The sequence below is a fragment of the Amycolatopsis sp. lyj-23 genome, assembly GCF_046549135.1.
GTDB lineage: Bacteria > Actinomycetota > Actinomycetes > Mycobacteriales > Pseudonocardiaceae > Amycolatopsis.
This window is the reverse complement of the sequence record NZ_JAJPWN010000006.1, coordinates 184,112-198,443: the sequence shown is the minus strand read 5'-3', so window position 1 is coordinate 198,443 and position 14,332 is coordinate 184,112. Positions and strand designations below refer to the sequence as shown.

Sequence of the window (14,332 nt, the reverse complement as noted above, 5' to 3'; positions counted from 1 at the left end):
CGGGGGAAGCGGGTGGGCGCGGCCGGGGCGGCGCAGGCGGGGGAAGTTCGGGGAAGCACAGGAACTTTTGCCGCGCCGGGCGCCTCGGTCGCGGGCGGTGGCGTGGCTGTTGCCGCTCCGCCTGTTCTCCTGCTGCCGCTGCCGCCGCCGAAGTCCGCTGTTGTTCCGTTGCCCGCGGCCGTTCTCCCCGCTTCGGGGATCGCCGGGCTGGCCGGGGCGCTTCTGGTGCCCGTCGATCGGCCCGGGGTCGGGTGGCTGCTGTCCGGGCTGACGGTCTTCGGTGCGGTTGTCGTCGCCGATCGGCGTTCGCGGGATGGGGCGCCGAGCGCCTTCACCTGGCGCAATGCCGCGTGGGCCGCCCTCGCGCTCGCGCTGCTCGCCATGGGGAGCGTGCGGGCGTCGGGGTGGCTGTTCGTCCTCTGCGTGCTCGCCGCCGTCGTCAGCGGGTCGTTGGCCGTCGTCGGGGAGCGGACCGTGCACTCCGTCCTCTACGACATGCTCGCCGTCCCGATCGAGGCCGTGCGGGCGATCCCGTGGGTCGGGCGTGGGGCCGGGCGCTTCACCACCCGCCGTGACGGCGTCGCGCGGCGGATCGCGCTCGCCGTGCTGGCCGCCGCCGCGCTCGTCGGGGTCTTCGTGCCGCTGCTGGCCAGTGCCGACGCCGCCTTCGCCGCCGTCGTCAGCGCGCTGATCCCCGATCTCAGCGTCGCGACGCTCGTGCGGTGGTGCTCGGTCTTCGCCGTCGTCACGCTGGTTGCCGCCGGCCTGCTACTTCCTCGCCGCGCCGGCGCCGCGGGCGTCGGCGGAACGTCCACACCGGACTCGGTACGGTCTGGAGTGGACGGTCCCGCTCGTGGTGCTGATCCTGGTGTTCGCGGCTTTCGTCGGGGTGCGGCTGGTCGTGCTGTTCGGCGGCACCGGATACGTCCTGCGCACCAGCAACCTGACGTCGGCGGAGTACGCCCGCGGCGGCTTCTGGCAGCTGTGCGCGGTCACGGTGCTGACCTTGGCGATCGTCGCCGCGGCGCTGCGGTGGGCGCCGAACGCGACGAAGGCCGACCGGCTCCGGCAGCGCGTCCTGCTCGGGACGCTGAGCGCGCTGACCCTGGTGCTCGTCGGCTCGGCGTTGAGTCGCATGTGGACGTACCAGCAGGCGTACGGCTTCACCGTCTTGAGGCTGCTGGTCGAGGTCTGCGAACTCTGGTTCGGCGCGCTGTTCGTGCTGGTCATCGCGGCGCTGGTCCGGCTGCGCTCGGCGTGGCTGCCCCGCGCGGCGATCGGCACGGCCGCGGCGGCGCTGCTCGTGCTGGCCGTCCTCGACCCGGAACGCCTGATCGCCGACGCCAACCTCGACCGCGCGGCGGCCGGCAAGCCCCTGGACGACCGCTACCTGGCCCGCTTTTCGGCCGACGTGGTCCCGGTGGTCTCGGCCCGCCTGCCGGAACCGCTGCGCACGTGCGTGCTGCGGCAGGTGCTGCGCAACGACGCCCCGGACGGCTGGCCGACGTGGAACCTCAGCCGATCGGCGGCGCGTGAGGTGAAGTTCGGCCCAGTGCCGGGCTGCGGCTGAACCGGACCGGCGAGTAGCGCGTGGTTAAGGGATACCGGAAGCCACCGGGCCGTCGTGGGGGCGGCCCGGCGGCTTCCGCGCGCTCAAGCAGGGTTAGTGCTTTCGGGTGGTAACGCAGAGTGCTTTCATCGCGTGGTTTGCTGTCGCGGATCTGCGACAGGCGCTCACGCCTCCAGTTCGGTGAGGACCGCCTCGATGAGGTCGGCGGAGTCCTGCTCGCTCAACGCCAGCGAGGCCAGGATCTTGGTGGCTTTCCGGTAATCGGCCACGTTGAGCTCGTCGTAGAGATATCCGCTGCCCCGATAGTGCTCCATGTAGACGATGGAGGGCAGGTCGGCGTAGCCGAAGATGATGAACGGCCCGTACTGCCCCGGGTGGTAGCCGATGCCGTTCGGGACGATCTGCAGCGAAACGGTCCGCAGCCGCATCGCCGAGAGCAGGTGGCGAAGCTGCTCGGCCATCACTGCGGGACCACCGATGTTCTGGCGCAGCACAGCTTCGCTGAGCAGGATCTGGCACTGCAAAGGGTTCCGGCCGGTCAGCCGCTCGCGACGAGCGAACCTAACCCGCACCGCGTGCTCGACATGGGAAGCGGGGTGAGTCGTCTTGGCGAAGATGGCTCGGGTGTAAGAGGGGGTCTGAAGCATGCCGGGAACCAGCCCGGGACTCCAGTCGACCATGCTGGTGGCTGACCGCTCGTAGTCGATGTAGGTGGTCAGCAGCGTGGGGCCATCCAAGACCGACTGGATGAGCCAGTTGGGGTCGTTGGCGTAGCGGGCAAGGTTGAGCAGCCGCGCGCGTTCGGCGGGCTCCACCCGTAGCACTCCGAGGATGGTGGCGAGCTCATCGATCTTCGGTACTCGCTTGCCGCTTTCCCAGCTGGAGATGTTCTGCGGCGGCACATCTATCAACCGGCCCAGCTCGCGGACCTTCAGATTCCGCGCCTGCCTGGCTCTCTTCATCCCGAAACCCAGCGCGCGGGCCCGGGGCGTGGCGATCGGTGGTGGCATGGGCACAGCCTGCCGGGGAGCAGGCCGTGCCCGATCGGGCGATGGTGTTCAGCTGTCGCAGTGCTGCGTCAAAAGGCTGCGTCAGAAGGCGAAGACCCCGTCGGAATTGCGGTCGGCTTCGCACCGGTTCGCGTACGTCGTCTGGAACGACACCGGTTTTCCGTGCCAGGTGCCGATCGCCGTCGCTTCGACCGGGGCGTAGATCAGCGTGCACGCCTGGTGCCGCGCGGTGATCCGCGAAAAGTCGCCGTCGACGTCCGACAGTACCGCGCACGCCTTGTCGTGCTTGGGGTGCGTGCCGCCCGCCGGGTCGCACGTCAGGACCACCGAGCCGATGCGGTTGGCGGTGTCGTGGGTGGTCAGCTGCAGCGTCGAGGCCGGGGGTTGCGCCGGTGCGAGACAGCTGAGGCTCAGCAAGCAGGCTGCTAGGGGGATCAAGGCCATATCGGTGTCATCGGCCGTCCGGGGCCGATCACTGTGCTGCACGTCCGGGTGAGTTTTCTTCGCTCGTCCGGGTGAGGTCCCACGCCAGCAGAGCGACGTACAGCGACAACATCGACTCCGGGTCCTCCAGCCGCACCCCCAAGACCTGCTCGATTCGGGCGAGCTGCTGGTAGTACGCCGTCCGGGAGGTGTGCGCCGCCGCGGCGGCCGCCGACTTGTTGCCGCCCTGCTCGCAGTAGTGCCGCAACGCCTGCACCAGGCGGCTGCCCGTCGCGGCGTCGCGCTGCAGCAGCGGGCCCAGCTCGCGGAAGGCGAACGCCGTCACGCGCTCGTCGCCGGCCAGCAGGTGCAGCAGGCCGCGCAGGCGGACGTCGGACAGGCGGTGCACCACCCGTTCGGTGCCCGTGCCCAGCGCCGCGGCCGCGACCTGGCTCGCTTCCAGCAACGTCCGGCGGGCTTCGGCCGGGGACGTCACCGTCGTGCCCACCGCGAGCACGCCCGGCGCGCTGCCGCGGGCGTCGTGGACGTCGGTGGCGAGGCGGTGCAGGACGGCGTCGGCGTTCGCCTCCGGGGACAGCGCGATCAGCGCGCGCACGCCGAGGTCGTCCGTCGCCACCAGCGCCGACACCTTCGCGCGGCGCGCCGCCAGCACCGTCGCCTCGGCCAGTTCGCGCAGCACCGGCGGCGTCGACAGTGCCGGGCGCGCGGTCTCGGTCAGCCGCGGCCGGACGGCCAGCCCGACCAGCTGCCGTCCGGGCAGCGGCACCGCCAGGGCCGAGGCGCGGGCCAGCAGCTCGGCCGTCGGCGCGGGCGAGGCGAGCAGCTCGGCGAGCACCGCGCGGTGGGCCTGGCGCTCGAGACCGTCGGAATCCTTGGCGACCAGCCGGTGCACGGCCAGCGCGGACGCGGCGCGCTCGGCGACCACCCGGTGGCGGTGCGGCGGCTGGTCGGCGCAGACGACGATCAGCCGCCCCCAGTCGTGCCCGCGCGCGCCGACCACGGTCACCAGCCAGCCCGAACCCGGGTGGTACCCGGTCCGCTCGCCGACCTGGACCACCCGCGACCGGGCCGGCCAGCCGGTGAGCAGCTCGGCCGGGTCGGTGCCGGCCGCGTCGTAGGCGAGAACCTCGTGCGAGAGCGTCTCCAGCACCACCGGCTGCTCGGTGAGCCGGGCGACTTCCCCCAGGACGACGCCGGGTTCGGCGCCCGCGACCGTCAGCGCGGTGAACGTCTCGTGGACGCGCTCGGCGGCGCGCAGCTCGGCGACCTGGGCGTCGACGATCTGGCCGTTGACCGCTTCGGTGACGCTCACGAACCGCGTCTCGCGCGAGAGCGTGACCAGGGGCAGGCCGTGCTCCTCCGCCGCTCCCACCAGGGCGGCGGGCAGCTTGTCGCTCCAGTGCCGGACCAGCTCGACCACGACGCCGGCGGCGCCGACCCCGGCCAGGTCGGCGACGTACCGGGCGAGCGCCGGGCCGTCGTCGGGCAGGGCGACGCCGGTGGTGAGCACCAGCTCGCCGCCGCGCAGCAGGTGCGCGATGTCGGCCACCTCGGCGACGTGCGCCCAGCGCACCGGCGCGTCCAGCCCGGCGGCGCCGGCGACGACGTGCGGACGGCCCTGGCGCAGCACCGGCAGCGCGAGGACCTCGGCGACGGTCGGGTACATGGCTCCTCGAATGATCGGCAGGGACAGACTGTACGGCCGCGACTGCGAGTCCGTACACGTTGCCGATGGCCTGGCGCGGCACCGGCCCGGAGACTCGGGTCGGACGTTGCCGCCAGCGAAGGAGTGCCCGCCGTGACCGACCGCATCAGCCACTGGATCGACGGCAAGCCGTTCGGCGGGACCGCCACGCGGTCCGGCGAGGTCTTCGACCCGGCCACCGGGCAGGTCCGGGCGCACGTCGACTTCGCAGGCGAGGCCGAGGTCGAGGCCGCCGTCGCCGCGGCCAAGGCGGCGCTGCCGGGCTGGCGCGGGACGTCGCTGGCCGGGCGGACGCGGGTGCTGTTCGCCTTCCGCGAGCTGCTGTCCGCCCGCAAGCACGAGCTGGCGAAGATCATCACGAGCGAGCACGGCAAGGTCGAGTCCGATGCGGCGGGCGAGATCGCCCGCGCGATCGAGAACGTCGAGTTCGCCTGCGGCGCCGCCCAGCTGCTCAAGGGCGGGTTCAGCGAGAACGCCTCCACCGGCGTCGACGTCCATTCCCTCGCCCAGCCGCTGGGCGTGGTCGGGGTGATCTCACCGTTCAACTTCCCGGCCATGGTGCCGCTGTGGTTCGTGCCCAACGCGCTGGCCTGCGGGAACACCGTCGTGCTGAAGCCGAGCGAGAAGGACCCGTCGGCGGCGGTGTTCATCGCGGAGCTGTTCGCCGAAGCCGGGTTGCCCGCGGGCGCGCTGAACGTGCTGCACGGCGACAAGGTCGCGGTCGACGGGCTCCTCTCGCACGCCGACGTCAAGGCGATGTCGTTCGTCGGGTCGACGCCGATCGCGCGGTACGTCTACGAAACCGGCACCCGGCACGGCAAGCGCGTCCAGGCGCTCGGCGGGGCGAAGAACCACATGGTGGTGCTGCCGGACGCGGACCTCGACCTGGCCGCCGACGCCGCGGTGTCGGCCGGCTTCGGCTCGGCGGGGGAGCGGTGCATGGCGGTGTCGGTGGTCGTGGCCGTCGACCCGGTGGGTGACGCGCTCGTGGCGAAGATCACCGAGCGGATGGCGAGGTTGAAGGTCGGCGACGGCCGCGACCCTTCGTCGGAGATGGGCCCGCTCGTGACGGCGGCGCACCACGCCCGCGTGTCGTCCTATGTGGACGCCGGCGTGTCGGAAGGCGCCGCGCTGGTCGTCGACGGCCGGGGCATCGAGGTCGCCGGGGAGGGCTTCTGGCTCGGGCCGACGCTGTTCGACCACGTCCGCCCGTCGATGTCGATCTACACGGACGAGATCTTCGGGCCGGTGCTGTCGGTGGCGCGCACGGCTTCGTACGACGAGGCGCTGGCGTTGATCAACGCCAACCCGTACGGCAACGGAGTGGCGATCTTCACCGGCGACGGGGCGGCCGCGCGGCAGTTCTCCAGCGACGTCGAGGTCGGGATGGTCGGGGTCAACGTCCCGATCCCGGTCCCGGTCGGGTACTACTCGTTCGGCGGCTGGAAGGACTCGCTGTTCGGCGACAGCCACGCGTACGGCCCGGAGGGGTTCCACTTCTTCACGCGGACGAAGGTCGTGACGACGCGCTGGCCGGACCGGTCGCACGCGGGTGTGAACCTGGGCTTCCCGCACAACTCCTGAGCTTCGGAATCCATCTCGGCCGACCAGGGGACGGCCGTTCACCGGCTAGGACGGGAGCTCCGCGACGACGACCATCCGCCGGTGGTGCGCAGTCAGGGGCGCCCCGTCTTCGCCGAAGCCCGCCACCTCGGCGAAGCCCGCGGCGAGGAGCCAGTCACGCAGTTCCGGGAAGCCGAACAACCGCTTGACGAAGCGCGTCCGCCGGGCCCGGCCGTCGCGGACGACCGTGCGTTCCGCTTCGAGCCGTCCGGTCAGCGCGTCCAGCCGGTAGCGGTCGACGAGCAGATCGCCGTCGTCTCGCGCGGCCACGACTCGCGAGGGCGCGAACGCGGCGAGGAAAGCGGGGAGGTTGTCCAGGTCCATCGCGAGCCGGCCACCGGGCCGCAGCGCGACGGCGATGCCGCGCAGGACGTCGCGGTTGGTGCTGTCGTCGAAGTACCCGAAGGCGGTGGACCAGTTGACGACCCTGTCGAACCGGGCTGTCCACGGCAGCCGGCGCATGTCGCCCGCCACGTATTCGACGTCGATACCCGCTGCGGCCGCGTGGGCGCGGGCCCGGTCCAGGAAGACCGCCGAGGAGTCCAGGCCCGTGACCCGGCAGCCGCGTGCGGCCAAGCGGTGCGCGAGGTCGCCGTGTCCGCAGGCGAGGTCCAGCACTCGCAGGCCCGGGCGCAGGTCCAGCAGCCGCCACGTCAGCTCGGCGGCGGCATCGCCCCCGAGTGCACCGGCCGGCCGGCCCGCTCGCGCTGATGAGGCGAAGAAGTGCAGGTAGTCCTCGTCGTACATCCCGGCGGCGTCGAACAAGTCAGCCATGGGGAAGAACGGTAGTGGGCGGGGGGCGGCTCGCCGATCGGGGAGGTTCCGCGGCTCACAGCGTTTCCGGGAATCGTCCGGGGTACTCCGGGGGTTCACCCTCCGAACACCCCGGACGACGATGGGACGAACCATGAGCGCGAAGAACTCCGGCACCTTCACCATCGGCGGCGACCTCCTGGTCACCCGTCTCGGGTACGGCGCCATGCAGCTCACCGGGCCGGGCGTGTGGGGCGATCCGAAGGACCCCGACGAGGCCGTGCGCGTGCTGCGGCGGGCCGTCGAGCTGGGCGTGAACCTGATCGACACCGCCGACGCCTACGGCCCGTTCGTCGCCGACCTGCTGATCAAGAAGGCCCTGCACCCCTACGCCGACGACCTGGTCATCGCGACCAAGGCCGGGTTCACGCGCACGGGGCCGGGCCAGTGGGTGCCGGTCGGGCGGCCCGAGTACCTGCGTCAGCAGGTCGAGCTGAGCCTGCGCCACCTCGGCGTCGACCGGATCGACCTGCTGCAGCTGCACCGGATCGACCCGAAGGTCCCGCTGGCCGAGCAGGTCGGTGAGCTGAAGAAACTGCAGGACGAGGGCAAGATCCGGCACATCGGCCTGTCCGAGGTCGAAGTCGGCGACCTCGTCGAGGCGCAGAAGACCGCGGAGATCGTCTCCGTGCAGAACCTGTTCAACCTGGCCAACCGGGACGCCGAACCGCTGCTGGAGCACGCCACCGAGCACGGCATCGCGTTCATCCCGTGGTTCCCGCTGGCCACCGGCGCCCTCGCGGGTGCCGACAGCCCGCTGACCGCGCTCGCGAAGGAGCACGACGCCTCGCCGTCGCAGCTCGCGCTCGCGTGGCTGCTCAAGCGGTCGCCGGTCGTGCTGCCGATCCCGGGTACGTCGTCGGTCGCGCACCTCGAGGACAACGTCGCCGCCGCGGACATCGAGCTGACCGACGCCGAGTTCGAGGCCCTCAGCCAGGCCGTCTAAGCCGGGAGGACGTTGATCAGCCGCTTGGACCGCGGCGCGATCAGGACGGTGTTGACCCGGTCCGGCCGGATCCGCTCGCGGAGCCTGCGCTCCAGCGGGTAGGTCCGGCCGCCGGCGCGGAGGCTGAACGACTCCAGGCTCTTGAACCCCTCCGGGCTGCGGTGCAGGCCGATCGGGTACTCGTCGGTGAGGCGGGCGCTGTCGAAGTCGTGCGTCCAGCCGGTGACCGCGGTCAGGCGGCCGCCGAAGGCGTCGGCCAGCCGTCGCCAGCAGACGAACGCGAACCAGCCGGTGATCGCCAAGAGCGGGACCACGGTGCCCAGCACCTCGCCCGCGTTCTCCGCCACCAGGGCGAGGCTCACCGCCACCACCAGACCGGCGACGACGAGCGCCGCCGCCGCCCAGAAGTTCAGATCGAGCAGCGCGCCGCGCTGCGCGGGGTGGAGCCGGCCGGTGCGGTTGGCCAGCTCCACCTCGGGCCGGTCGTTCACTCGGGGTGCTCCTTTTCGTAGGCCTCCTGGGCCTCCCGGTAGCGGTCGTACTGTTCGTTCTCCTGGCGGCGGCCTTCGGTCGCCACGCCGATGGTGTCGGCGGTGTTCCAGTGCACCTTCTCGTCCGGGTCGAGGAGCTTGTGCTGGTTCAGGACGCTGCGGCCCTCCTCGGAGTACCGGCCCGGCCCTTCCAGCTTCTCGCGACCCGGAACGCGCTCCTTGGCGGCGTCGCTCCAGTCCTTCGCCGTCTCTTCGGCGGACTTCGCCTCCTTGCCCGCCTCCTTGAGCTCCCCGGCTCTGCGCTCGATGCCCGCCGCCGTCTCGACGCTGCGGTCCACGATTCGGTCGGCCGCCTTGCCCGCCTTCTTCAGCGCGTTCGCCGCCCCCTCCAGGGCCGCCTTCGACTTGCCCGCGCCCTTCGCCAGGCCCTCCAGCTTCTCGACGATCTTCGCGATCCGCGTGCTGATCTTCTCCGCCAGCACCCCGCCCTCGATCACCGTGTCGGCGATGAACGCCGCGATCGTGCCGCCGAAGGTGCACCAGGACGCCGCCAGCGCGGCCAGCGCCTTGACGATCAGCTCACCGACGAACGACGAGATCATGTCGCGGATCAGCCCGCGCTCGGTGCCGACCAGCGCCGCACCGATGTTCATCGCCGTCGACGCGCCTTCGGCGTGGGACGCGGCGCCGCGCAGGACGCCGACGTAGCTCTCGGCCGTGCGCTGGTAGGCCTCCGCGGACCCGCAGTCGCTGAACGACTCGCTGACCCCCTTCGCCTTCTGCTCGTACGCCTCGGCCGTTTCGGTGAGCTGCTTCGCGATGTTCGTCCAGGTCACGGCCTTGGCCGTGATCGACTCGGGTTTGCCGGCGAGCTTGTCGAGACCGTCCTTGAGGAAGCTGATGTGCTCGATCAGCCAGCCGACACCGGCACTGGCCAGGGTCCCGAGCGGATCCATCGCCGCGCCGAGCAGGTCGAGGGCGTCGGTGCCGACGTCCATGGCGAGGTTGCCCCAGTCGCCGTTGCGAGCGTCGGTGAGCGTCGCGGCGGCGTCGTTGAAGATGCCCGCGCCGCCGGTCTGGGCGCCGACGTTGGCCAGCTCGCCCTTCGAGCCGTCACCCATGCCGCTCCAGAAGCCGCCCGGCGCCTCCGCCGTCGCGACCAGCGAGTTCTCCGTCATGCGGGCAGCTCCTTGCCGATGCCTTCGAGCAGGCACTTCGTCCGGTGCTCGTGCTCGCTGAACGTCGTGTGCGCGGTCTTGACCCGGTCGGCGACCTCGTGGCCGGCCTCGACCGCCGCGGCGAGGAAGCCGTCGGCCGTGGTCAGCCACGCCTGGATGGGCAGCGCGAAGACCTGCCCGACCAGCCCGAACGCATCGAAGTCGAGGGCTTGGGCGGTGCCGGCGGCGTCGAGCGCCTGCTGGACCTTGGCGGCGATCTCGCGGACCTCGTCCTCGTGCCCGCCGAGGACGTCGAAGTCGACCCTCATCGCGATCAGAGCTCCCGGCGCAGGATCGGGCCGCCGAAGTCGTCGTCGGACGGCGGTTTCCGGCGCTGTTCTCCGGTGCGTTCTTCGGGGACTTCGGGCACCGGAATCTGTTCCCGGAGGAATTCCATGGCCTCGCTGCGCTCGCCGATCACCGGCGCCATGATGCCGGTGAGCTGCTGCGCCGCGTCGAGCTGAGCCCGGCGGGCGGTGGCCAGGACGGCCTGGGCCAGCCGGGTCCGCGGCAGCTCGTCCGCGCGCGGGCCGAAGGCGAGTTCCTGCAGCGCACCGGCGGTGTTGACGGTGACCGTGACGGCCCCGTCGGCACTCGTGGCGGTCGCCGAGACGCGCTCGAGCCGCGCCTTCGCTTCGGCCGCGCGCCGGGCGATTTCGGGCATACCGGCCGAAGCCGGGTCAAAATTGTTCACGGCGACCTCGGGAGTCGGGGAAACGGGCCTGGCTGAGAGGGAGCAAACCGGTTTTCGGTTCCCGGTTCAAGCCGGAAAATCAAAAGAAAAGAATGCCTGGGTTCCGGTTTAACGGCGCTTTACCCCGCGCGGATCGCCCGCGTTGAGCGCGACCGGCTCAGGCTTCCGTAAACTCGGACCCAGCAGCGAGCGAGGTAGGTGAGGAACCGGTGGCCAACGCGGAGGAGCGCCGCTTCGAAGTGCTGCGCGCGATCGTGGCCGACTACGTGTCCAACCAGGAACCGGTCGGCTCCAAGGCGATCGTCGAGCGGCACAACCTGGGTGTGTCGAGCGCCACCGTGCGCAACGACATGGCGACGCTGGAAGAAGAGGGCTACATCACCCAGCCGCACACCAGTGCCGGCCGGGTCCCGACCGACAAGGGCTACCGCCTCTTCGTCGACCGGCTCTCCGAGATCAAGCCGCTGAGCACGGCCGAGCGCCGGGCCATCACGACCTTCCTCGACAGCGGCACGGACCTCGACGACGTCCTCAAGCGCTCGGTCCGCCTGCTCGCGCAGCTGACCCGGCAGGTCGCCGTCGTCCAGTACCCGATGCTGACCAACGCCAAGGTCCGGCACCTCGAAGTGGTGCCGCTCACCCCGGCGCGGCTGATGCTGGTGCTGATCACCGACAACGGGCGCGTCGACCAGCGCACGGTCGACATCGGCGACGTCCTCACCGAGGACGACGTGGCCCGGCTGCGCACCGTGCTCAACGCGGCCATGGCCGGACGGCGGCTCAACGACGCCGCGGCGCGCGTCGCCGAGCTGCCCGACAAGTCGCCGGGCGAACTGCGGGACGCGCTCATCCGCATCACCACCGTGCTGGTCGAGTCGCTGGCCGAACACCCCGAAGAACGCCTGGTGCTCGGCGGTACCGCGAACCTCACGCGCAACGTCGCCGACTTCCCCGGTTCGCTGCGCCAGGTGCTCGAGGCGCTCGAGGAACAGGTCGTCGTCCTCAAGCTCCTGGCCGCCGCGCGCAACCCCGGTGCGATCACCGTGCGCATCGGTGAGGAAAATGAAGACGAGCAGATGCGCAGCACCTCGGTCGTCTCGATCGGCTACGGCCGCGACGACGTCGTGCTCGGTGGCATGGGAGTCGTCGGCCCGACCCGGATGGACTATCCGGGCACGATCGCCGCGGTGCGCGCGGTCGCCAACTACGTGGGGCAGATCCTGGCCGGCCGCTGAGCCGGGCAGAGCAGAAGGAGAAGCAGAGACGGTGGCGAGGGACTACTACGGCATCCTCGGGGTGGCCAAGAACGCGAGCGATCAGGAGATCAAGCGCGCGTACCGGAAGCTGGCCCGGGAGCTGCACCCCGACGTCAACCCGTCGGAAGACGCGCAGCACAAGTTCGGCGAGGTCACGACGGCCTACGAGGTGCTGTCCGACCCGCAGAAGCGCAAGATCGTCGACCTCGGCGGCGACCCGATGGACGGCGGCGCGCGCGGCGGCGGTGGCGGCGACCCGTTCGCCGGCTTCGGCGGCCTCGGCGACATCATGGACGCCTTCTTCGGCGCGGCCGGCGGTGGCGGCGGGCGCGGGCGCGGCCCGCGCAGCCGCGTCCAGCCGGGCTCCGACGCGCTGATCCGGCTCGGGCTCACCCTCGAGGAGTGCGCCACCGGGGTCGACAAGGAGATCGCCGTCGACACGGCCATCGTCTGCGACCTCTGCCGCGGCGCCGGCACGGCCGAGGGCACCTCGGTCAAGACCTGCGACACCTGCGGCGGCGCCGGCGAGGTCCAGTCCGTCCAGCGGTCCTTCCTCGGCCAGGTCGTCACCGCCCGCCCCTGCCCGGTCTGCCGCGGCTTCGGCGAGGTCATCCCCGACCCCTGCCGCCAGTGCGGCGGCGACGGCCGCATCCGCGCCCGCCGCAACGTCACCGCGAAGATCCCGCCGGGCGTCGGCGACGGCATGCGCATCCGGCTGTCCGGCCAGGGCGAGGTCGGCCCCGGCGGCGGCCCGGCCGGCGACCTGTACGTCGAAATCGACGAAACCCCGCACGAGGTCTTCGTCCGGCAGGGCCACGACCTGCACTGCAACTTCCGGATCCCGATGACCACGGCCGCGCTCGGCGCCACGGTGCCGATCTCGACCCTCGTCGACGGCGACTACGAACTCGACGTCGAACCGGGCACCCAGCCCAACGCCGAGCTCGTCCTGACCGGCAAGGGCATGCCGCGGCTGCGGTCCTCCGGCCGCGTCGACGGCCGCGGCGACCTGCACGTCCACATCGACGTCGTCGTCCCGACCAAGCTCGACGAAGCCCAGCGCGAACTCCTCGTCGAGCTCGCCCAGCAGCGCGGCGAAGAGGTCCCGACCCTGGCGTCCAACGGCACCAAGCACGGCGGGCTGTTCTCGAAGCTGCGCGCCAAGAACCACCGCTGACCGTGCCCGACACCACCCTGCCGGTCTTCCTCGCCGCCTCGGTCCCGGCTTCGGGCCACGCGGTCCTCGACGGCGAGGAAGCCCGGCACGCGGCCACCGTCCGCCGCCTGCGAGCCGGGGAACGGCTGGTCCTCTCCGACGGCGCCGGCGCGATGGCCCGCTGCGTCGTCGACTCCGTGCAGGCCGGGCGGGACGCTTCGCTCACGCTGACGGTCGAGTCGTACTGGACCGAGGAGCCGCCCGCGCTGCGGGTCCTCCTCGCGCAGGCGCTGGCCAAGGGCGACCGCGGCGAACTCGCCGTCGAACTCGCCACCGAAGCCGGCGTCGACGCGATCGTGCCGTGGCGAGCGGCCCGCAGCGTCGCCAAGTGGGAAGACGGCGGCCGCGGAGAGAAGGCCCTCGCCCGGTGGCGGGCCACGGCCCGGGCAGCGGCGAAACAGGCTCGGCGCGCGCACGTGCCGGACGTCACCGAGCCGGTGACCACGGGGGAGCTGGCCGGGCTGGTTCCGACGATGTCGCTGGCCATCGTGCTCGAATCCGACGTCCCCGACCGGCTCACCGACCTCCCCCTGCCCGACGCGGGAGACGTGTTGCTGATCGTGGGACCCGAGGGCGGGATCACGGACGAGGAACTCCAGGAGTTGCGCGACGCGGGCGCCCGAGCCGTCCGCCTCGGCACCACCGTCCTGCGGACCTCCACCGCCGCCGCCGTCGCACTGGGAGCCCTCGGCGCCTTGAGCACCCGCTGGCAGTAGATCACCAAAAAACCCGGGCACATTTTGCGCCCAGTTATGGCGCGATCACGCTCCGACCGGTTACTCTCATTTACTAACGCACCGACCATCGGCTCGGTGCGCACTGGGAAGAAAGACTCCGCCGGGCACCTCCCCCCTCGGTCCGGCGGCCGCCGCGGCCGCGGTGAGGCGACCCCCAGGCTTCACCGCCGCCGCGGCATCCCGGGTTCTCCTGTCGATAAGGTGCTCGCATGAGCGAAACCGAGGCCGACACCCTCTTCGAACGGATCATCGGTGGGGAGATCCCTGCTGATGTCGTCTATCAGGATGAGACCACCTTTGCCTTCCGGGACATTCAGCCGCAGGCTCGGGTTCACGTGCTTGTTGTGCCTCGGAAGCGGTACCGGAACGTGGGGGAGCTCGCTGCTGCCGATCCGCAGCTTCTGAGTGATGTCATTGCTACTGCTCGTAAGGTTGCCGAGCTCGAGGGGATCCTCGAGAGCGGGTACCGCGTTGTCTTCAACACCGACTCGGATGCCGGGCAGACCGTCTTCCACGTGCACGCCCACGTTCTGGGCGGGGAGCCGCTGGGGTTGTTCGGGGCTCCGGAGGAGGACTAGGGAAACCGGCCTGCGTCTTGTCGGGGGGTGCC

The 14,332-nt window shown here is 71.5% G+C and carries 14 protein-coding genes and 1 pseudogene; 7 read left to right on the top strand and 8 right to left on the bottom strand.

What is annotated here, in order from left to right; genetic code table 11:
- Positions 1-102: 102 nt before the first annotated feature.
- Positions 103-1,570, top strand: a pseudogene (locus tag ACLJPY_RS16760) (DUF4153 domain-containing protein).
- Positions 1,571-1,734: 164 nt separating this feature from the next.
- Here the strand turns inward: ACLJPY_RS16760 and ACLJPY_RS16755 are convergent.
- The 3 genes from ACLJPY_RS16755 to ACLJPY_RS16745 all read right to left on the bottom strand — a co-directional run bounded on the left by ACLJPY_RS16755 (position 1,735) and on the right by ACLJPY_RS16745 (position 4,690).
- The gene (locus tag ACLJPY_RS16755) at positions 1,735-2,580 is read right to left on the bottom strand and encodes a helix-turn-helix domain-containing protein (protein WP_410589503.1); all 846 of its coding nucleotides are present in this window, start codon (positions 2,578-2,580) and stop codon (positions 1,735-1,737) included.
- A gap of 81 nt (positions 2,581-2,661) precedes the next feature.
- On the bottom strand, positions 2,662-2,997 hold the full coding sequence (locus ACLJPY_RS16750) for an SSI family serine proteinase inhibitor (RefSeq protein WP_410589502.1): 336 nt from the start codon (positions 2,995-2,997) through the stop codon (positions 2,662-2,664).
- Between the two features lie 55 nt (positions 2,998-3,052).
- On the bottom strand, positions 3,053-4,690 hold the full coding sequence (locus ACLJPY_RS16745) for a PucR family transcriptional regulator (RefSeq protein WP_410589501.1): 1,638 nt from the start codon (positions 4,688-4,690) through the stop codon (positions 3,053-3,055).
- 132 nt (positions 4,691-4,822) lie between these two features.
- On the opposite strand from ACLJPY_RS16745, the gene ACLJPY_RS16740 reads away from it, so the two are divergent.
- The gene (locus ACLJPY_RS16740; RefSeq protein WP_410589499.1) at positions 4,823-6,313 is read left to right on the top strand and encodes a CoA-acylating methylmalonate-semialdehyde dehydrogenase; all 1,491 of its coding nucleotides are present in this window, start codon (positions 4,823-4,825) and stop codon (positions 6,311-6,313) included.
- A gap of 45 nt (positions 6,314-6,358) precedes the next feature.
- Here the strand turns inward: ACLJPY_RS16740 and ACLJPY_RS16735 are convergent, their stop codons facing one another.
- Positions 6,359-7,126, bottom strand: a complete 768-nt coding sequence (locus ACLJPY_RS16735; RefSeq protein ID WP_410589497.1) for an SAM-dependent methyltransferase — start codon at positions 7,124-7,126, stop codon at positions 6,359-6,361.
- Between the two features lie 133 nt (positions 7,127-7,259).
- On the opposite strand from ACLJPY_RS16735, the gene ACLJPY_RS16730 reads away from it, so the two are divergent.
- Positions 7,260-8,111: an aldo/keto reductase gene (locus ACLJPY_RS16730; RefSeq protein ID WP_410589495.1), complete on the top strand. Its 852-nt coding sequence runs from the start codon at positions 7,260-7,262 to the stop codon at positions 8,109-8,111.
- Here the strand turns inward: ACLJPY_RS16730 and ACLJPY_RS16725 are convergent.
- The 4 genes from ACLJPY_RS16725 to ACLJPY_RS16710 are packed head-to-tail and all read right to left on the bottom strand — an operon-like array spanning position 8,108 to position 10,483.
- Positions 8,108-8,602 (bottom strand): hypothetical protein, encoded by a 495-nt coding sequence (locus tag ACLJPY_RS16725; RefSeq protein WP_410589493.1) that lies wholly within the window; start codon positions 8,600-8,602, stop codon positions 8,108-8,110. The two genes, ACLJPY_RS16730 and ACLJPY_RS16725, sit on opposite strands and share 4 nt — an antisense overlap.
- Entirely contained in the window at positions 8,599-9,780 is a 1,182-nt protein-coding gene (locus tag ACLJPY_RS16720; protein WP_410589492.1) for a hypothetical protein, read from the bottom strand. The genes ACLJPY_RS16725 and ACLJPY_RS16720 overlap by 4 nt, the downstream gene beginning before the upstream one ends.
- Complete coding sequence (locus ACLJPY_RS16715; RefSeq protein ID WP_410589490.1) at positions 9,777-10,088, bottom strand: type VII secretion target; 312 nt, start codon at positions 10,086-10,088, stop codon at positions 9,777-9,779. Before ACLJPY_RS16715 ends, ACLJPY_RS16720 begins: the two co-directional genes overlap by 4 nt.
- A gap of 5 nt (positions 10,089-10,093) precedes the next feature.
- Positions 10,094-10,483, bottom strand: coding sequence for a YbaB/EbfC family nucleoid-associated protein (locus tag ACLJPY_RS16710; RefSeq protein ID WP_410589488.1), 390 nt, complete (start codon positions 10,481-10,483; stop codon positions 10,094-10,096).
- Between the two features lie 239 nt (positions 10,484-10,722).
- Here ACLJPY_RS16710 and hrcA point away from each other — a divergent pair, with 239 nt between their 5' ends.
- The 4 genes from hrcA to ACLJPY_RS16690 all read left to right on the top strand — a co-directional run bounded on the left by hrcA (position 10,723) and on the right by ACLJPY_RS16690 (position 14,300).
- Positions 10,723-11,748 carry a heat-inducible transcriptional repressor HrcA gene (hrcA, locus tag ACLJPY_RS16705; RefSeq protein ID WP_410589487.1) on the top strand — a complete coding sequence of 342 codons (1,026 nt, stop codon included), beginning with the start codon at positions 10,723-10,725 and terminating at the stop codon, positions 11,746-11,748.
- 31 nt (positions 11,749-11,779) lie between these two features.
- Positions 11,780-12,946, top strand: coding sequence for a molecular chaperone DnaJ (gene dnaJ, locus ACLJPY_RS16700; RefSeq protein WP_410589486.1), 1,167 nt, complete (start codon positions 11,780-11,782; stop codon positions 12,944-12,946).
- 2 nt (positions 12,947-12,948) lie between these two features.
- Entirely contained in the window at positions 12,949-13,701 is a 753-nt protein-coding gene (locus ACLJPY_RS16695; RefSeq protein WP_410589484.1) for a 16S rRNA (uracil(1498)-N(3))-methyltransferase, read from the top strand.
- A 230-nt stretch (positions 13,702-13,931) separates the two neighbouring features.
- The gene (locus tag ACLJPY_RS16690; RefSeq protein ID WP_410589483.1) at positions 13,932-14,300 is read left to right on the top strand and encodes a histidine triad nucleotide-binding protein; all 369 of its coding nucleotides are present in this window, start codon (positions 13,932-13,934) and stop codon (positions 14,298-14,300) included.
- Positions 14,301-14,332: the final 32 nt, after the last annotated feature.